The sequence below is a fragment of the Pseudomonas sp. B10(2017) genome (assembly GCF_002113295.1).
Taxonomy (GTDB): Bacteria; Pseudomonadota; Gammaproteobacteria; order Pseudomonadales; family Pseudomonadaceae; genus Aquipseudomonas; species Aquipseudomonas pudica.
Genome location: NZ_NEJU01000002.1, coordinates 328,635 through 346,469, shown reverse-complemented (window position 1 = coordinate 346,469; position 17,835 = coordinate 328,635). Strand labels below are relative to the sequence as shown.

At 64.4% G+C, this 17,835-nt stretch carries 15 protein-coding genes; 4 read left to right on the top strand and 11 right to left on the bottom strand.

The window, feature by feature from the left end:
• Positions 1–18: 18 nt before the first annotated feature.
• The gene (hydA, locus tag CAF92_RS04255) at positions 19–1,458 is read right to left on the bottom strand and encodes a dihydropyrimidinase (RefSeq protein WP_085599396.1); all 1,440 of its coding nucleotides are present in this window, start codon (positions 1,456–1,458) and stop codon (positions 19–21) included.
• Between the two features lie 343 nt (positions 1,459–1,801).
• Between hydA and CAF92_RS04250 the strand changes: the two genes are divergently transcribed.
• Positions 1,802–3,292, top strand: coding sequence for an NCS1 family nucleobase:cation symporter-1 (locus CAF92_RS04250; protein WP_046615651.1), 1,491 nt, complete (start codon positions 1,802–1,804; stop codon positions 3,290–3,292).
• A gap of 138 nt (positions 3,293–3,430) precedes the next feature.
• Positions 3,431–4,714, top strand: coding sequence for a Zn-dependent hydrolase (locus CAF92_RS04245; RefSeq protein ID WP_085599394.1), 1,284 nt, complete (start codon positions 3,431–3,433; stop codon positions 4,712–4,714).
• 42 nt (positions 4,715–4,756) lie between these two features.
• Here the strand turns inward: CAF92_RS04245 and CAF92_RS04240 are convergent, their stop codons facing one another.
• The 4 genes from CAF92_RS04240 to nhaB form a co-directional block, all read right to left on the bottom strand.
• Positions 4,757–5,716: a ribonuclease Z gene (locus CAF92_RS04240; protein ID WP_085599392.1), complete on the bottom strand. Its 960-nt coding sequence runs from the start codon at positions 5,714–5,716 to the stop codon at positions 4,757–4,759.
• Between the two features lie 178 nt (positions 5,717–5,894).
• Positions 5,895–6,440 carry a lipocalin family protein gene (locus tag CAF92_RS04235; RefSeq protein WP_046617235.1) on the bottom strand — a complete coding sequence of 182 codons (546 nt, stop codon included), beginning with the start codon at positions 6,438–6,440 and terminating at the stop codon, positions 5,895–5,897.
• Positions 6,441–6,520: 80 nt separating this feature from the next.
• Entirely contained in the window at positions 6,521–7,135 is a 615-nt protein-coding gene (locus CAF92_RS04230) for a dihydrofolate reductase family protein (protein WP_085599390.1), read from the bottom strand.
• Positions 7,136–7,330: 195 nt separating this feature from the next.
• Complete coding sequence (gene nhaB / locus CAF92_RS04225) at positions 7,331–8,833, bottom strand: sodium/proton antiporter NhaB (RefSeq protein ID WP_085599388.1); 1,503 nt, start codon at positions 8,831–8,833, stop codon at positions 7,331–7,333.
• A 150-nt stretch (positions 8,834–8,983) separates the two neighbouring features.
• On the opposite strand from nhaB, the gene CAF92_RS04220 reads away from it, so the two are divergent.
• Entirely contained in the window at positions 8,984–9,796 is an 813-nt protein-coding gene (locus tag CAF92_RS04220) for a crotonase/enoyl-CoA hydratase family protein (RefSeq protein WP_046617238.1), read from the top strand.
• A gap of 35 nt (positions 9,797–9,831) precedes the next feature.
• Positions 9,832–10,662 (top strand): NAD(+) diphosphatase, encoded by an 831-nt coding sequence (nudC, locus tag CAF92_RS04215; protein ID WP_085599386.1) that lies wholly within the window; start codon positions 9,832–9,834, stop codon positions 10,660–10,662.
• On the opposite strand, the gene CAF92_RS04210 is transcribed toward nudC, so the two are convergent.
• The 6 genes from CAF92_RS04210 to CAF92_RS04185 all read right to left on the bottom strand — a co-directional run bounded on the left by CAF92_RS04210 (position 10,630) and on the right by CAF92_RS04185 (position 17,780).
• Positions 10,630–11,409, bottom strand: coding sequence for a TSUP family transporter (locus tag CAF92_RS04210; protein ID WP_085599384.1), 780 nt, complete (start codon positions 11,407–11,409; stop codon positions 10,630–10,632). The two genes, nudC and CAF92_RS04210, sit on opposite strands and share 33 nt — an antisense overlap.
• Before the next feature lie 201 nt (positions 11,410–11,610).
• A complete protein-coding gene (locus tag CAF92_RS04205) occupies positions 11,611–12,441 on the bottom strand; it encodes an alpha/beta fold hydrolase (protein WP_085599382.1) in 831 nt (276 codons plus the stop codon).
• An 80-nt stretch (positions 12,442–12,521) separates the two neighbouring features.
• Positions 12,522–13,811 carry an FAD-binding oxidoreductase gene (locus CAF92_RS04200; RefSeq protein ID WP_085599381.1) on the bottom strand — a complete coding sequence of 430 codons (1,290 nt, stop codon included), beginning with the start codon at positions 13,809–13,811 and terminating at the stop codon, positions 12,522–12,524.
• 234 nt (positions 13,812–14,045) lie between these two features.
• On the bottom strand, positions 14,046–15,989 hold the full coding sequence (locus CAF92_RS04195) for a DNA topoisomerase III (RefSeq protein WP_085599379.1): 1,944 nt from the start codon (positions 15,987–15,989) through the stop codon (positions 14,046–14,048).
• A gap of 203 nt (positions 15,990–16,192) precedes the next feature.
• Positions 16,193–16,621: a GNAT family N-acetyltransferase gene (locus CAF92_RS04190; protein WP_003258855.1), complete on the bottom strand. Its 429-nt coding sequence runs from the start codon at positions 16,619–16,621 to the stop codon at positions 16,193–16,195.
• Positions 16,614–17,780, bottom strand: a complete 1,167-nt coding sequence (locus CAF92_RS04185; RefSeq protein ID WP_046614846.1) for a cupin domain-containing protein — start codon at positions 17,778–17,780, stop codon at positions 16,614–16,616. The genes CAF92_RS04190 and CAF92_RS04185 overlap by 8 nt, the downstream gene beginning before the upstream one ends.
• Between the last annotated feature and the right edge of the window lie 55 nt (positions 17,781–17,835).

The window sequence follows — 17,835 nt, the reverse complement described above, 5'->3', positions numbered from 1 at the left end:
CGCAGCAGCCCAATGGCTTCAGCGCTGCACGGGCGTCGGCCGCTGCACTTCGGCCCTGCGCCCCAGCACCTCATACACCGACGGATACGCCGGCCGTTCCACATACCGCCCCGCGCCTTTTTCCGCACGCAGGTCGCCATCGGCCCAGAGCACCTTGCCCTGGCTGATGGTATGGCTGGGGATGCCGCGCACGGTACGGCCTTCGAAGATGTTGAAATCCACCTGCTGGTGGTGGGTCTTGGCCGAGATGGTACGGGTGCCTTGCGGGTCCCACAGCACCAGGTCGGCGTCAGCGCCAACACGAATGGCACCCTTGCGCGGGAACAGGTTGAAGATCTTCGCGGTGTTGGTGGAGGTCAGCGCGACGAACTCATGCATCGACAGGCGCCCGCTGTTCACCCCGGCATCCCACAGCACCGCCATGCGGTCCTCGATGCCGGCAGTGCCGTTGGGGATACGGCTGAAGTCGTCGCGGCCCATGGCTTTCTGTTCGGCGCAGAAGCAGCAATGGTCGGTGGCGGTGGTGTGCAGGTTGCCCGACTGCAGCCCGCGCCACAGCGCCTCCTGGTGTTCACGCGGGCGGAATGGTGGGCTCATCACATAGCCTGCGGCGGTGGCCCAGTCCGGGTCGCGGTAGACGCTGTCATCCAGCAGCAGATGGCCGGGCAGGACTTCACCGTACACCGGCTGGCCCTTGCCCCTGGCATAGGCGATTTCGTCCAGCGCTTCGCGGCTGGAAACATGCACCAGGTACAGTGGCGTGCCCAGGGTCTCGGCAATGCGGATGGCGCGGCTTGCCGCCTCGCCCTCGACCTGGGACGGACGTGACAGCGGGTGGGCTTCTGGCCCGGTCAGGCCCTGGGCCAGCAGTTTTTTCTGCAGGTGGTACACCAGTTCGCCGTTCTCGGCATGCACGGTGGGCACTGCACCCAGTTGCAGGCATCGCTCGAAGCTGGCGACCAGGGTGTCGTCGGCGGCCATGATCGCATTCTTGTAGGCCATGAAGTGTTTGAAGCTGTTCACCCCATGGTTGGCCACCAGTTCGCCCATCTCTTCGGCTACCTGCTCGCTCCACCAGGTGATGGCGACATGGAAGCCGTAGTCGCTGGCGCTTTTCTGCGCCCAGCCGCGCCAGGTGTGAAAGGCCTCCAGCAACGACTGCTGCGGGTTGGGGATGACGAAGTCGATGATCGAGGTAGTGCCACCGGCCAGGCCCGCGGCGGTGCCGCTGAAGAAGTCCTCGCTGGCCACGGTGCCCATGAACGGCAGCTGCATGTGGGTATGCGGGTCGATGCCGCCGGGCATCAGGTACTGGCCGCTGCCGTCGAGGGTTTCGCAGCCGGTGGGCGGTTCGAGGTTTTGCCCGACGGCGCTGATAAGGCCATCGGCACACAGGACATCGGCGGGGTAACTCTCTTCGTGGGTGACCACGGTGGCGCCACGGATCAACAGGGACATGCCGTTTTCCTCGCAGGCTGACCGGTCTGGGCCGGTTCTTGGAATTGTCTTGGTGCAGGGCGGGCAGGGGTGGTTAATCCTGTCAGGCCTGACAAGATTCGAGGCTAGATGCAGATCCTGGATTCGGCAAGAAAATTTTCACATTAAATTTGTGGTTTTTAAGATATTGATATTAAAGGGTTAATTTATTTCAGTGCGCTGACTGCGCGGTTCTCCAAAGCGTTGACTAACTTGACAAGATGAAAATCTGGTCGAGATTTTCAAACACATGAATGCGTGTGTACTCCGGCCATCGAGTGAACCCGATGGGCAAACAACTACAAAAAATCTGGAGAAGGCTCCCATGCAGCAAAGCAGATCGGAAGTGGTCGAGCAGGATGGCTTGTTCGAGCTGTCCGAGGGCAGCGATGTTCTCGACAGCCCGCGCTACAACCACGACATCGCCCCGACCAAGGTGCACCAGCGTACCTGGAACAAATGGCATATCACCGCCCTGTGGGTGGGCATGTCCATTTGCGTGCCCACCTACACCCTCGGCGGCGTGCTCACCGCCTACTTCGGCCTCAGCGTGGGCGAAGCCTTGCTGGCGATCTTGCTGGCCAACCTGATCGTGCTTATTCCGCTCACCCTCAACGCCTTCCCTGGCACCAAGTACGGCATTCCGTTCCCGGTGCTGCTGCGTTCGTCGTTCGGCATCATCGGCTCAAACGTGCCATGCCTGATCCGCGCGGTAGTCGCTTGTGGCTGGTTCGGCATCCAGACCATGTTCGGCGGCTTGGCCATCCACCTGTTCCTCGGCTCGGTGTTCGACGGCTGGAAGGCCCTGGGCGGCACTGGCGAGGTGATCGGCTTCATGATCTTCTGGTGCCTGAACCTGTGGGTGGTGCTGCGCGGCGCCGAGTCGATCAAGTGGCTCGAAACGCTGTCGGCACCGCTGCTGGTGGCGGTTGGCGTAGGCCTGCTGTTCTGGGCCTTGCCGCACATGTCGATGACCGAACTGCTGGCCCAGCCGCCCAAGCGCCCGGAAGGAGCGAACATGCTCGGCTACTTCTGCGCCGGGCTTACCGCCATGGTCGGTTTCTGGGCCACGCTATCGCTGAACATTCCCGACTTCAGCCGTTACGCCCGCAGCCAGAAGGACCAGATTCTTGGGCAGATCTTCGGCTTGCCGCTGACCATGTTCCTGTTCGCCGCGCTGGGCGTGGTGCTGACCGCTGCCTCGGCGTCGCTGGTTGGCGAGACCGTGTCCGACCCGGTCAGCCTGATCGGCAAGATCCACAGCCCGTTCTGGGTGGCCCTGGCCATGGCGCTGATCGTGATCGCCACGCTGTCGACCAACACCGCGGCGAACATCGTGTCGCCGACCAACGACTTCCAGAACATCGCCCCACGCCTGATCGGTCGCAGCCGAGCGGTGTGGCTGACCGGCTTCATCGGCTTGGCGCTTATGGGGCATGAGTTGCTGAAGAAGCTGGGCTGGATCGTCTCCGACCTGAGCCTGGAGAGTGTGTACTCCAACTGGCTGCTGGGTTATTCCAGCCTGCTGGGGCCGATCGCCGGGATCATGGTGGTGGACTACTTCCTGATTCGCCGGCAGAAGCTGGACCTGGCCGGGCTGTACCGCGACGACGTGTACCCGGCGTGGAACTGGGCCGGTTTTGCCGCCTTTGCGTTGCCGGTGGCGCTGACCGTCATGGCGATTGGCAACAACAGTTTCAGCTGGTTCTACGACTACGGCTGGTTCACCGGTTCGCTGCTGGGTGGGGCGCTGTATTACCTCTTCGCCGGCGTGGTCGCGCGCAGCCCGGCGCGAGTGGCCAAGCCCTTGCCGTGAGACCGCGCTGGCTTTTTCGCGGGTAAACCCGCTCCCACAGGTACAGCGCAGGTCCCGAGGCCAACGCTGTCCTTGTGGGAGCGGGTTTACCCGCGAAGAGGCCAGCACAGACAACAGAAAAGCCTGAAGGAGAAACCCGTGACCCCAGTCAAAGAGATCCTGAAGACCACCACTCACCATATCGACAGCACCCGCCTTTGGCAGTCCCTGATGGACCTGGCCCGCCTCGGTGCCACCGCCAAGGGCGGCGTGTGCCGCCTGGCCCTGACCGACCTCGACCGCCAGGCCCGCGACCTGTTCGTGCAGTGGTCCGAGGCCGCCGGTTGCACGGTCAGCATCGACGCCGTCGGCAACATCTTCGCCCGCCGCCCGGGGCGTAATCCCAAGCTGCCCCCGGTAATGACCGGTAGCCACATCGACACGCAGCCCACCGGTGGCAAGTTCGACGGCTGCTTCGGGGTGATGGCCGGGCTGGAGGTGCTCCGCACCCTCAACGACCTCGGCGTGGAAACCGAAGCACCGCTGGAAGTGGTGGTGTGGACCAACGAGGAAGGTTCGCGCTTTGCGCCGTGCATGATGGGCTCCGGGGTGTTCGCCGGCAAGTTCACCCTGGAGGAAACCCTGGCCAAGCGCGACGCCCAGGGTGTCAGCGTTGGCGAGGCGTTGAACGCCATCGGCTACGCCGGCCCGCGCGTCGTGTCAGGCCACCCGGTGGGGGCCTATTTCGAAGCGCATATCGAGCAGGGCCCGATCCTCGAAGATCAGCGCAAGACCATCGGCGTGGTGCTGGGCGCGCTGGGCCAGAAGTGGTTCGACCTGACCCTGCGCGGTGTCGAGGCGCACGCCGGCCCTACGCCCATGCACCTGCGCAAGGACGCCCTGGTTGGCGCGGCGGCGGTGGTGGAGGCAGTCAACCGCACCGCCCTCGGGCACCAGCCCCATGCCTGTGGCACGGTGGGTTGCCTGCAGGCCTACCCAGGTTCGCGCAACGTGATCCCGGGCGAAGTGCGCATGACCCTGGATTTCCGTCATCTGGAGGGTGAGCAGCTGAATGCCATGATTGCCGATGTGCGCGCGGTGATCGAGGCGACCTGTGCCAGGCATGGCCTGAGCCACGAACTGGTACCCACGGCCGATTTCCCGGCGTTGTACTTCGACCAGGGGTGTGTCGATGCTGTGCGTGAATCTGCGCAGGCGCTGGGCCTGCCGCACATGGACATTGTCAGCGGCGCGGGGCACGACGCGATCTTCCTGGCCGAACTGGGGCCGGCGGGGATGATTTTCGTGCCGTGCGAGAACGGTATCAGCCATAACGAGATCGAGAACGCCACACCCGAGGACCTGGCCGCGGGCTGCGCGGTGTTGCTGCGCGCGATGCTGGCGGCGTCCGAGGCGATTGCCAGTGGCCGGTTGGCGGCATAGTGGAGCAGCGGGTTGTGGCGAGCACCTGCGAAGCTCCACAATTCATCCCGCGGGCTCAAGACAGCCATCGCGCCCAATGTGATAACGCTGCAGGTCCTGCGCCAGGGTCAGCCGCCCGCTGTAGTGGGCGAGGGCTTCGTCGCGCACGTTGTCGATGCTCGGGCTGCGCCGTGGGTCGCTCTGGTAGCGGGCGCTGAAGTGCGTCAGCACCAGGTTGCGCACGCCCGCAGTTTCGGCAAAGCGCGCCACTGCAGCCGCGGTGCTGTGGCCGAAGGTGACCCCTGTGCGCTCGACCACCGCCTGGGTGAACGTGGCCTCGTGCACCAGCACGTCCGCGCCCTCGGCAACGTCGGCCAACAGCTCGGGGTTGTCGTTGTCGCCGCACACGATCACCCGCCGTGGCGGGCGTGAAGGGCGTAGGTAGTCATTGCCGTGCAGCAGCCTCCCGCCATGCGGCACCGTCAGGCCCTTTGCCAGGTCGCCCCACAACGGGCCGCGGGGGATGCCTTCGGCTTCCAGGCGCGGGATGTCCAGCCGCGGTTCGGGTTTTAGTTCGGTGAACACGAAGCCGACGCTCGGCACCCGGTGCGAAAGCTGCACGCTGGTCACTTGCAGGGCGTCACTGCGCCACTCCACCAGCTCTTCGACGGCCAGCAGGCGCAGTTCGAACGGCAAAAAGGTATCACTGGCCACCAGCCCCTGGCGCACCCAGTCGTGCAGGGCGGCGGGCAGGACAAGGTCCAGCGGCTGGGTGCGCCCGCTCATGCCAGCGCTGGCCAGCAGGCCCGGCAGGCCGAAGCAGTGGTCGCCGTGCACGTGGGTGATGAAGATGGCGCGCAGGTCGCGGATCGACAGCGGCGTGTGCAGCAGCCGGTGCTGGGTGCCTTCGCCACAGTCGACCAGGTACCAGTGGCTGCCACTGGCTTCGATCACAGCGGTGGCACTGACGTTGCGTGCCTTGGTCGGCACGCCGGCGGAGGTGCCCAGAAACAGCAGGTCCATGGTCTGCCTCCTTGTTTCAGTCCGGCAGTGACGCCAGTACCAGCGGGCCGATGTGCGTCAGACGAAGACAAGGTGCTGATGGCGGCGTGGTACTCAACGGGCTCGTTCCTTCAAGGTGTGCGGGGGCGCACACCTTAGCCGGATTGCCGCATGTCGTCGATGGCGCGCCAGGTCTTGCCTACTCGGCCTGCCGCCAGATGAGCTTGCTGGTGTCATAGCCTTGCTCCCGGGCGATCGTCAGCAATTGCTCGCGCAATTGGTCGGTGACCGCGGGCGTGCGCGAAAGCAGCCACAGGTATTCGCGGTTCGGGTGGCCGACCAACGCCACGCGGTAGTCCTGGTCGTGATACAGAACCCAGTACTCGCCCTTGGTCAGGCCGGGCGCGAGGCGGCTGAACCAGTTGTCGAAGCGCACCCAGAGCTTGTCGGTGCTGCCCGGTTGCTGGGCTTCGGCGATGCCCTTGGCCTGGTTCCACTGGCCGTCCTTTTCCCGGCAGCGGTTGGTCACGTCGATGCGGCCGTCCTCTCGCAGCCCATAGCGCGCCTCGGACTGCACGCAGTTGCGCTGAAAGAACATCGGCAGCCGCGCGAGTTCGTACCAGGTGCCCTGGTAACGTTGCAGGTCGACCTGCTGGGTGCGCGGCGGCGCCGGGTGATCGTTGCCGGCGCAGCCGAGCAGGGCCAGGGTCATGCAGGAAAGCAGCAACGTGTTACGTAGCGCCATGGTGAACCTCCTTGATACGGACAGGGCTTACCTGTGTTTCGATGCGGGCGAGAGGCAAAAGTTGTACAGAATCGTGCCTTTCAGAACGAACCGGTCTGCACTTCGCCGGCACGCACGTAACGGGCGATGACCACGCCCTTGGGCGAAACCTGCGAGTGCTGCAGGGTGAAGGCCGTCGCTGCCGCATCGTCGCCGAACAGGCGCTTGCCGTGGCCGAGCAGCAACGGGTGGATCAGCAGTTGCAGTTCATCGACCAGGCCCGCCGACAGCAGTTGTTGCACCAGATCGCTGCTGCCCTGAGTCAGCAGGTTGGCGCCGCCCTGTTGTTTCAGCGCGCGGACCGCTGCGGTGACGTCCGCGCCCAGGGAGTGGCTGTTGTGCCAGTCGAGGGTTGCGGGGGTGTGGGTGGCCACGTGCTTGGGCACGCTGTTGAACAGGTTGGCGATGGAGAAGTCTTCCGAGCTGTCTTTTACCTTTGGCCAGTAGCCGGCGAAGATGTCGTAAGTGCGACGGCCCAGCAGCAGCTCAAAGGGCTGGCTGAACAGGGCCTGCATGGCCTGGCCGAAGACTTCCTCGGCGTAGGGCACGATCCAGCCGCCGTAGGTGAAGCCGCCGCTGGTGTCTTCCTGCGGGCCGCCGGGGGCCTGCATGACACCGTCGAGGCTGATGAAGGCGGCTACGATGAGTTTGCGCATGGGGACTCTCCTGTTGGCAGCCGGGGTGGCTGAGGGCATGGGATAGTCGAATGGCAGGCAGCAGAATCGACAGCGCAAACCTGTGCCGGCCCTTTCGCGGGCATGCCCGCTCCCACAGGATCACCACAGCTCCAGAAAGCGCTGCTGTGCCTGTAGGAGCAGCCTTGTGCTGCGAAGAGGCCGGTGCAGGCTACCTCAAAGCCAGTAGGTCACCGCCCACCACCCCAGCCCACCCATCACTACGGTATAGGGCAAGGCCATCCACACCATTCGCCCATACGACAGCCGGATCAGCGGTGCAATCGCCGAAGTCAGCAGGAACAGGAACGCCGCCTGCCCATTCGGCGTAGCCACGCTCGGCAGGTTGGTGCCGGTGTTGATCGCCACCGCCAGCGTCTCGAAATGCTCGCGGCTCATGCTGCCATTGAGAAATGCCTGCTTCACCTCGGTGATGTAGATGGTGGCAACGAATACGTTGTCGCTGATGGCCGACAGCAGGCCGTTGGCCAGGTACAGCATGCCCGGCTGCTGCTCTGCCGGCAGCGCCAGCACCCAGGTAATCAGCGGGCTGAACAGTTGCTGCTGATGAATTACCGCCACCACGGCGAAGAACACCACCAGCAAAGCGGTGAACGGCATGGCGTCCTGGAAGGCACGGCCCAGGCGGTGTTCGTCGGTAATGCCGGTGAATGCCGTGATCAGCACGATGACCATCAGGCCGATCAGGCCGACCTCGGCAACATGCAGGCCCAGGCAGACGATCAGGATCAGTGCGGCGAACCCTTGCACCCAAAGCGCGATGCGCTGGGCAGTGGTACGTGCAGCATCGTCCTCGGCGGCGTAGGCGGCCAGTACCTGACGCACCGGCTCGGGCATCAACGTGCCGTAGCCGAACAGGCGCAGCTTCTCCAGCAGTACGCAGGTCAGCAGGCCGGCGCCCAGCACCGGCAACGACACCGGCGCCACCTTCAGAAAGAAATCGGCAAAGTGCCAGCCCATCTCATGGCCGATCAGCAGGTTCTGCGGCTCGCCCACCAGCGTGCACACGCCGCCCAGGGCGGTACCCACCGCGCCATGCATCAGCAGGCTGCGCAGGAAGGCGCGGAACTGGTCGAGGTCTTCACGGTGCAACTGTGCGACCTGCTGGTCGCTGTCCAGCGCACTGTCTTCGCGCGGGTTGGCCCCGGAGGCTACGCGGTGGTACACCGCATAGAAACCGACCGCGGCGCTGATGATCACGGCGGTCACGGTCAGCGCATCGAGAAACGCCGACAGGAATGCCGACAGCACGCAGAACAGCAACGCCAGAATCGCCTTCGAACGCACCCCCAGCAGGATGCGCGAGAACAGGAACAGCAGCAGTTCCTTCATGAAGTGGATGCCCGCCACCATGAACATCAGCAGCAGGATCACCGGGAAGTTGTGTTGCAGCTCTTCATACAGGGCTTGTGGGGTGGTCATCTGCAACAGCAGGGCCTCGACCAGCAGCAGGCCGCCAGGCATCAACGGGTAGCACTTCAGCGCCATGCCAAGGGTGAAGATGAATTCGAGCACCAGTGCCCAGCCGGCGGCCACCGGGCCGACGGTCATAAGCAGCAGCGGGTTGAGCACCAGGAACAGGCAGATGACTGCCTTGTACCAAAGCGGCGACTGGCCCAGAAAGCTGTGGGCCAGGGCGCCGGTCAGGGAGCGCGACATGAATTTGTATCCTTATGATTCGGCGATGGCGCACGGTGCCGGATCAGCGCGCCTTAGGCAAGGCGTAAAGTCCCGTTTTTGGCACAAGTGCGGTCACCCGGCTGGGTTACCATCCGTGCCATGAACCCTTCACCCGCAGGAGTGCCGCCCGTGACCGAGTACAGCGCATTCAAGGTCGAACTGACCGACAGCATCGCCCACGTTCAGATCAACCGCCCAGAGAAGGTCAACGCGATGAATGCGGCCTTCTGGGAAGAGATCGTGGATATCTTCCAGTGGATCGACGACACCGATGCGGTGCGGGCGGTAGTGATCAGTGGGGCAGGCAAGCATTTTTCCGCTGGTATCGACCTGATGATGCTGGCTTCGCTGGCCGGGCAGATGGGCAAGGACGTGGGTCGTAACGCACGTTTCCTGCGCAGTACAATCCTGCGCCTGCAGGCGTCGTTCAATGCCGTGGACAAATGCCGCAAGCCGGTACTGGCGGCAGTGCAGGGTTACTGCATTGGCGGCGCCATCGATCTGATCTCGGCCTGCGACATGCGTTACTGCAGCCGCGACGCGCAGTTCTCGATCAAGGAAATCGACATGGGCATGGCCGCCGATGTCGGCACACTGCAACGTTTGCCTCGTATCATCGGTGACGGCATGATGCGTGAGCTGGCTTTCACCGGGCGCAATGTCGAGGCCGAAGAGGCGCTGCGCATCGGCCTGGTCAACCGGGTCTATGATGACCAGGCCGCGCTGATGGAAGGGGTCTTTGCCATCGCCGGCGAGATTGCCGCAAAATCGCCGATTGCCGTGGCCGGCACCAAGGAAATGCTCAGCTACATGCGTGACCATCGCATCGACGATGGCCTGGAGTACATCGCTACCTGGAACGCCGCGATGCTGCAGTCCGAAGACCTGCGGGTGGCGGTGGCGGCGCACATGAGCAAACAGAAACCGACGTTCGCCGACTGATCGGGCCGGGGGACGCGCAGTAAAGGAGCCCCGACATGTCAGCACGCTGGACTACCGCAGTAATCGACCCGCAGATCAACGGCGGGCTGGCCGTGGCCCGCAGCCCGGAAGGGTTCCTGGTGGACGACAACGGCGCGCTGTTCCCTCGCGACTGGCTCAAGCGCCAGGACCTCGACGTACTGTGCGAGCACGGCATCGGCCACTTCGACGGCCAGCCGGTGTTCCTGCTGGAGCTGCGCAGCGCCACCCACGTGCCTGGCTGCACTTGGCGGGGCCTGCGCGCGTTCATGCTCGAGGGTGATTTCGACACCTACAAAGTGCTGGGCTATGCCGCGCAGATCGGCACCTGGGCCCGCGAGCACCGCTTCTGCGGCAGCTGCGGCCAGGCAATGACGCAGATTCGCTGGGAGCGGGCGATGTACTGCCAGCCTTGCGACCTGCGCAGCTACCCGCGCATTTCGCCAAGCATGATCGTACTGGTGACCCGTGGCGACGAAATCCTGTTGGCGCGCTCGCCGCGTTTCGTCACCGGGGTGTACAGCACCCTGGCAGGCTTCGCCGAACCGGGCGAGTCGGCCGAGGACTGCCTGGTGCGCGAAGTGCGTGAAGAGGTGGCGGTAGAAGTGAAGAACATTCAGTACGTCGGCAGCCAGTGCTGGCCTTTCCCGCATTCGATGATGCTGGGCTTCCACGCCGAATACGCTGGCGGCGAGATCGTCATGCAGCCGGACGAGATCGAGGATGCCAAGTGGTTCAGCGTCCACGACCTGCCGCCGCTGCCGGCCGGGCGGTCGATTGCCCGGTACCTGATCGATCTGTACGTTGCGCGCCGCCTAGGCTTGGCCGAACCAGTGCTGCCACGCTAGGCGCACGGTCAATGCCAGCACCACGGTGATGAACACCGGGCGGATGAACTTGCTGCCGCCACTGATCGCCGTGCGTGCGCCGAAGAACGCGCCGACCATCACCGACAGGCCCATGCAGAGGCCGACGATGTAGTCCACCTGCCCGGAAATGATGAACACCGTCAGCGCCGCGATGTTGCTGACGAAGTTCATGCTGCGCGCCACGCCGCTGGCACGGACCAGGTCGATGGGGTAGAGCAGCAGGGTGCTGACCGTCCAGAACGCCCCGGTACCCGGGCCGGCCACGCCGTCATAGAAGCCCAGGGTGAAGCCTTGCGGCGCCTGCCATTTCTTCCTGATCGGTGCATCGGCATCCAGCGGCGCCTTCGGCGTGCCGCCGAACAGCAGGTAGACGCCACAGGCGAAGACGATCACCGGCAGCATCTTGTTCAGCCATTCGGCCGGCATGTAGTGGGCGATCACTGCGCCGAGCAAAGCACCTACCAGAGTGGCGAACAATGCCGGGCGCCATTGCGCTGGGTGGAACAGCTTGCGCCTGTAGTAGGTGAAGCCGGCGGTGGCCGAGCCGAAGGTAGAGCTGAGCTTGTTGGTGCCCAGTACCAGGTGCGGTGGCATGCCAGCGGTGAGTAGCGCCGGTGTGGTGAGCAGGCCGCCACCGCCGGCGATGGCATCGATGAAACCGGCGACGAAGGCGACCAGGGCCAGGATCAGCAGGGTAAGGGGTTCTACGGTGAGTTCGAAGGGCATGGTTTCTTGGCAGGCAGGGAGGCAAGGGGCGGCAAAGGGCCGCGCTAGAAGGAAAGCATGTTAATCCTGAGGTGTATGGGTTGCCAGTGCCGGCCCTTTCGCGGGTAAACCCGCTCCCACAGGTTACCTGCACATTTCAATACCTGTGCAGTACCTGTGGGAGCGGGTTTACCCGCGAAGAGGCCGGTGCAGGCGATCACATCAGCTACGGATAAACGCCAGCAAATCCGCATTGATCACATCGGCATGGGTGGTCGGCATGCCATGCGGGTAGCCCTTGTAGGTCTTCAGCGTGCCATTGGGCAGTAGCTTCGCCGACAGCACCCCAGCGTTCTCATACGGCACGATCTGATCATCATCGCCATGCATCACCAGCACCGGTTGCTGGATGCCCTTCAGGTCTTCGGTAAAGTCGGTCTGAGAAAACGCCACGATGCCATCGTAATGGGCCTTGGCACTGCCAATCATGCCTTGGCGCCACCAGTTGCCGATGATGCCTTCGCTGGCCTCGACGCCCGGGCGGTTGTAGCCATAGAACGGCCCGGCTGGCACATCCCGGTAGAACTGCGCGCGATTGCTGGCGACCTGGGCCTGGAAGCCGTCGAATACCGATTTGGGCAGGCCACCCGGATTACCGGGAGTCTGCACCATCAGTGGCGGTACGGCGGCGATCAACACTGCCTTGGCCACCTTGTCCTGAGGGTGCCGAGCCATGTAGCGCACCACTTCACCGCCACCGGTCGAGTGACCGACATGCACGGCGCCCTGGATGCCCAGGTGAGCGACGACCGCCGCCACATCGTCGGCATAGTGGTCCATGTCGTGGCCGTCCCATACCTGGCTGGAGCGGCCATGGCCGCGGCGGTCGTGGGCGACCACGCGGTAACCCTGGGCGAGGAAGAACAGCATCTGCGCATCCCAGTCGTCGGCGCTGAGCGGCCAGCCATGGTGGAAGTGGATGACCGGTGCATCGCGCGGGCCCCAGTCCTTGTAGAAGATCTGTACGCCGTCCTTTGTGGTTACATAGCTCATGGTCGGGTCTCCTGAGTGCAGGAAGCGAAGGGAGCTATTGATGATAGGAGAGATTTCTGGGTATCAAGCGCCGGCGGTCTTCATACACGATCGCGCATCCGGTACCAGGCCTTGGCGGCGGCTTCCAGCGGTGCTGCCAGCAGGTCGCCGCCGGGGAAGCGGCCGTTGTCGATGCCTTGGTACAGCGCCAGCAGGTCGTCGTCGCCAAGAATGGCATCGCTGACAGCCCGCGCCGCCGCCAGTGTAGGCAGTACGCCATGACCAGAGAACCCCTGCAGCCAGTAGCGCTGGCCCTCGCGGCCGACATCCGGGGTGCGCTGGATGCTGCAGTCGACGTGGCCGCCCCAGGCATAGTCGATGGCCACCCCGGCCAACTGCGGGAACACCCGCTCCAGATAGGGGCGGGTGGCGCTGGCGACATCTTTGGGAATGCCGCCGAGGTAGGTGCAACCGCCGCCGAACAGCAGGCGATGGTCCGGGGTGAGGCGGAAATAGTCGGGCACGAACTGGTTGTCGATCACGCAACTGTTGCGCGGCAGTAGCGACTGGGCGAAGTCGGCACCCAGCGGTGCGGTGGCTACCTGATAGGAGCCAACCGGCAACAGGCGGCGCGACAGGTTGCGGTCGAGGCGGTCGATGTAGGCGTTGCAGGCCAGCACCAGCACCTGGCAGCGTACTTCGCCGCGGTCGGTACGGGCCACATAGCCGTCGCCGACATTCTGGTAGTCGAGCGCCTGGCTCTGTTCGTAGATCTGCCCGCCAGCCGCCTCGATGGTGCTGGCCAGGCCCTGGGCCAGCTTCAGCGGGTTGAGGTGGGCGCCTTTGGCGTCGTATAGCGCGGCCTGGTAGCGCGGGCTGTCGATCCATTGTGGCAGCTCGTCGCGGCCGATCAGGCGCAGGGCGTCGTAGCCCCATTTGTGTTCGGCCTCGTGCAGGGCTTCTTCCAGCATCTTCACCCGGCGCGGCAGCACGGCGGTCCACAGGCTGCCCAGCCGGTAGTCGATGTCGAAGCCATGGCGCTCGGGCAGTTCGCGCATTTCATCGGCGGCCCAGCACATGCTGGCCCACAGGCGTTGGGTGCGTTCGACGCCTAGGGCCTTTTCCAGCGGCGGCATGCCGCACGACCAGCCGAGCAGTGCCTGGCCGCCGTTGCGGCCGGACGCGGCCCAGGCCACGCGGCTGGCTTCCAGCAGCGTTACGCGCTTGCCGGCCTGGGTCAGGCGCAGGGCGGTGTGCAGGCCGCTGAAGCCGGCGCCAATGATCAGGACTTCGGTGTCGTGACTGCCTTGCAGGGTGGGGCGCAGGGGAATGCTGGTGGGGTAGGTCTGGGCGTAGTAGCTGGCGACGTGCTGGGCGGATTGTTTGAACATGCAGGGGTCTCATGAAATTTGTTTTGATTATTTTCATGAAAATTTAGCAGGTAAATTTCATGGCGCCAACGCATTGGCCGGCTTTGTGGTTTACCTGGGGTTGTTGTGTTGCCTGTCCTGGCCCTTTCGCGGGTAAACCCGCTCCCACGGAGTCATCGCAGGTCTTGAGGTCGGCGCTGTAACTGTGGGAGCGGGTTTACCCGCGAAGGGGCCTGACGTGGGAGGGCAAAATCTTCAGGTTGTCGCCTTTTTTCGAGGCTGCCTTGGCTTGCCTGCGGCCGCTTTGCTTTTCCCGCCGCCCCTGCGCTTCTTCTTCCACGGCGGCGCAGCCCCGGCTGCTGGCCCGCTGATGGTCATGCGCATGCCGCTGCACCGTTCGACCAGCTTACCCATCCATGCCGACTGCCGGGCGACGAACTCTTCCAGCGTCATCTCGCCACTCTGCACCATGTCCAGCGCCTGCTCCCAGATAGCCGTAGTGCCTGGGTCGGCAATGGCGCGTGGCACGGCGTCGATCAGGCTGAAGGCCGCAGGGGTGGCGGACAGGGCTTTGCCGTTCTTCACCAGGTAGCCGCGGTCAAGCAGGCCCTGGATGATGCTGGCGCGGGTGGCCTCGGTGCCGATACCGGTGGTTTCCTTGAGCTTCTGCTTCAACCGTGGGTCCTCTACCAGCTTGGCCACGTTCTTCATCGCCTTGATCAGGTCGCCTTCGGTAAACGGTTTGGGTGGCTGGGTCCACAGGTCTTTCAGTTGCAGGCCCTGCACTGTGCAGTCCTGGCCTTCGTGCAGCGCCGGCAGCACCTGGGCCGGTGGTGCCTCGCGGCCCTTGGCCGGGTTCAGCGCCTCGGGCAGCGCACGGCGCCAGCCTGGTTCGACGATCTGCTTGCCTACTGCACGCAGGGCATGGCCGGCGCAGTCGAAATCGGCCTGGGTCCGGTCGTACTCGTGGTTGGGCAGGAACTGCGCCAGGTAGCGAGCGCGGATCAGGGTGTACACAGCCTTGTACTTGGCCGGCAGGCGCGACGGGTCGCTGGCGGCGGCAGTGGGGATGATGCCGTGGTGGGCACTGACCTTGGCGTCGTTCCACGCCCGTGAGCGGCGTTGCGGCTCCAGATAGGGCTGCAGCGGCGCCAGGCTGGCATCGGCCCGTTGCAGGGCGGCGAGGATGGCGGGCGCTTCAGCGTGCTGACTTTGCGGCAGGTAGCCGCAGTCGCTACGGGGGTAGGTGATGAGCTTATGGGTTTCGTACAAGGCCTGGGCGATGTCGAGTGTTTCCTGGGCACCGAGGCCGAACTTTTTCGAGCACAGCTCCTGCAGGGTGCCAAGGTCGAAGGGCAGGGGTGCCGCTTCACGCACGCGCTCGGTGGCCACCTTCACGGCCCGGGCAGTACCCGCATTGCCGATCTCGGCGGCAGCCTGCTGCGCCAGGGCCTGGTTCAGGCAGCGGCCCTGGTCGTCGCAGGCGTCCTCGGGGGCGCGCCACTGGGCGTTGAAGCCAAAGCCTGCGTGTTCGAGCTGCACGTCGATGGCCCAGAACGGTACCGGCACGAAGTTGGCGATGCTGCGGTCGCGGTCTACCACCAGGCGCAAGGTGGGCGTTTGCACCCGGCCCACCGGCAGCACGCCCTGATAGCCTGACTGGCGGCCCAGCAGGGTGAACAGCCGGCTCATGTTCATGCCGATCAGCCAGTCTGCGCGCGAACGGCCCAGCGCCGAGTGGTACAGGTTGAAGGTTTCGTGGCCCGGCAGCAGCCGCGCCAGGGCCTTGCGAATGGAGGCGTCGTCCAGTGCCGACAGCCACAGGCGCTGGACCGGGCCGCGGTAGCGGCAATGCTCGACCAGTTCGCGGGCGATCATTTCGCCTTCGCGGTCGGCGTCGGTGGCGATCACCAGTTCGCGCGCTTCGCCGAGCAGGCGCTTGACTGCCTTGAACTGGCTGGCGGTCTTGGGCTTGACCAGCATCTTCCACTTTTCCGGGATGATCGGCAGGTCGGCCAGGTTCCAGCGCTTGTAGCGCTCGTCGTAGCTGTCGGGCGGGGCGGTTTCCAGCAGGTGGCCGATGCACCAGGTCACGCAGACGTCGGTACCTTGCCAGCAGCCATCGCCCTTGCGGTTGGCGCCGAGCACTTTGGCGATATCTTTTGCCTGGGAGGGTTTTTCGCAGAGGAACAGGCGCATGGCCGGGGACGCTTCATCGGGGGTGATGGGCGATAGGATGCGCAAGCGAGGGCGCGGAGGCAAGTTTTATCTGGATGGATGTACAGGTTTTTTGTCAGGGGGGATGTCTTGGCTGTGTTGGCCTCTTCGCGGGTGAACCCGCTCCCGCAGTGCCCCCCACAATTTTTGAGAATTTGTGGGGGGCACTGCGGGGAAGTCGTGGATCAGGCGCGCGAGTCGCGCACCATGTCCACGTGCGGGATGCCGGCTTCGAGGAACTCTTCGCTGACTACGCGAAAGCCCAGCCGCTCGTAGAACGGCGTGGCGTGCACCTGGGCGCTGAGCATCTGCTGCTTCAGGTCGCGGTTCTGTGCTTCGACAATCACCGCGTTCATCAGCGCGTCACCCACCTTCAGCCCGCGCCAGTCCTTCAGCACCGAGACCCGGCCGATGGTGCCATCAGGCAGCAGGCGCGCGGTGCCGATCGGGTAGTCGCCTTCCAGGGCCAGGAAATGCGCGGCGGTCGGATCATCCGAGTCCCACTCCAGCTCCGGCGGCACGTGCTGTTCGGCAATGAATACCGCTTCGCGGATGCGGCGGATGTCGGCGTTGTCCTTGTGCCAGTCGGCGAGGCGCACACGAATCTTATTCATTGGCGAATCCCAGGCTTCCTTGTTTGACCAGCTGCTGTACCAGCATAAGGCCATCTTCATCCTGCAGCCATTCGCCCAGGTTGTCGATGTGCAGGGCGTCGGCCGCGCAAACCAGCTTCAGCAGGTCGCGCAGTTTGCCCGGCAGCGGGCAGCTGCGGCCGCTGGCGAACAGCAGCAGGTCTTCTTCGAATTCCGACCAGGCCAGGCGCGCGCTCGGGTTGCGGATCAGGATGGCGCCCTGTTCCAGGGCATCGATCAGCTCTTCCTCGGACAGCTCTTCACCGACGATCTGCTCGGGGTAGCGCGGCTCGGTCATGAACTGGCCGAACCAGGTCAGCAGCAGGTCCTTGTCGCCCATGTGCTTGTCGAGCAGCGCCTTGAGGCGGTCGAGGGCGTCGTGCTGGATCTGGTGCGGGTCGCTGACCGGTTGGGCGTCGGCGTCGCTGTAGCGTTCTTCGTCGGGCAGGAACTGGCCGAGGAAATCGGTGAAGTGGGTCAGCACTTCGGCGGCGCTTGGCGCGCGGAAGCCTACCGAGTAGGTCAGGCAGTCATCCACGGCCACGCCATAGTGGGCCAGGCGTGGCGGCAGGTAGAGCATGTCGCCCGGCTCCAGGGTCCACTCATCGCTCTGTTCGAAGTCGGCGAGGATGCGCAGGTCGGCGTGCTCCAGCAGCGAGCTTTCGCTGCTGCACATCTGGCCGATTTTCCAGTTGCGCTGGCCGTGGCCCTGCAGCAGGAACACGTCGTAGTTGTCGAAGTGCGGGCCGACGCTGCCACCGGGAGCGGCGAAGCTGATCATCACGTCATCGATGCGCCAGCTGGGCAGGAAGCGGAAGTTTTCCAGCAGTTCGGCTACTTCCGGGACGAACTGGTCCACGGCCTGCACCAGCAGGGTCCAGTCCTTTTCCGGCAGCTCTGCGAAGGTGTCCTCGGTGAACGGGCCGCGACGCAGTTCCCACGGGTGCGCACCGTGCTCGAGCACGATACGCGACTCTACTTCCTCTTCCAGGGCCAGGCCGGCCAACTCGTCGGGGTCGATCGGGCTGATGAAATCCGGGAATGCCTGGCGCACCAGCAGCGGCTTCTTCTGCCAGTAGTCGCGCATGAATTCGCGGGCCGAGATGCCGCCAAGCAGCTGCAGTGGAGTATCAGGATTCATGTTCAACCTATTGAAAAAATGTAATTTTCGTTCGGGAATAAAAACGCCCGGCCAG

Bases quoted from the DNA above. Each gene is read 5' to 3' on its own strand.
- hydA (WP_085599396.1), bottom strand. From the start codon at position 1,458: ATGTCCCTGTTGATCCGTGGCGCCACCGTGGTCACCCACGAAGAGAGT.
- CAF92_RS04250 (WP_046615651.1), top strand. From the start codon at position 1,802: ATGCAGCAAAGCAGATCGGAAGTGGTCGAGCAGGATGGCTTGTTCGAG.
- CAF92_RS04240 (WP_085599392.1), bottom strand. From the start codon at position 5,716: ATGGACCTGCTGTTTCTGGGCACCTCCGCCGGCGTGCCGACCAAGGCA.
- CAF92_RS04235 (WP_046617235.1), bottom strand. From the start codon at position 6,440: ATGGCGCTACGTAACACGTTGCTGCTTTCCTGCATGACCCTGGCCCTG.
- CAF92_RS04230 (WP_085599390.1), bottom strand. From the start codon at position 7,135: ATGCGCAAACTCATCGTAGCCGCCTTCATCAGCCTCGACGGTGTCATG.
- nhaB (WP_085599388.1), bottom strand. From the start codon at position 8,833: ATGTCGCGCTCCCTGACCGGCGCCCTGGCCCACAGCTTTCTGGGCCAG.
- nudC (WP_085599386.1), top strand. From the start codon at position 9,832: ATGTCAGCACGCTGGACTACCGCAGTAATCGACCCGCAGATCAACGGC.
- CAF92_RS04210 (WP_085599384.1), bottom strand. From the start codon at position 11,409: ATGCCCTTCGAACTCACCGTAGAACCCCTTACCCTGCTGATCCTGGCC.
- CAF92_RS04205 (WP_085599382.1), bottom strand. From the start codon at position 12,441: ATGAGCTATGTAACCACAAAGGACGGCGTACAGATCTTCTACAAGGAC.
- CAF92_RS04200 (WP_085599381.1), bottom strand. From the start codon at position 13,811: ATGTTCAAACAATCCGCCCAGCACGTCGCCAGCTACTACGCCCAGACC.
- CAF92_RS04195 (WP_085599379.1), bottom strand. From the start codon at position 15,989: ATGCGCCTGTTCCTCTGCGAAAAACCCTCCCAGGCAAAAGATATCGCC.
- CAF92_RS04190 (WP_003258855.1), bottom strand. From the start codon at position 16,621: ATGAATAAGATTCGTGTGCGCCTCGCCGACTGGCACAAGGACAACGCC.
- CAF92_RS04185 (WP_046614846.1), bottom strand. From the start codon at position 17,780: ATGAATCCTGATACTCCACTGCAGCTGCTTGGCGGCATCTCGGCCCGC.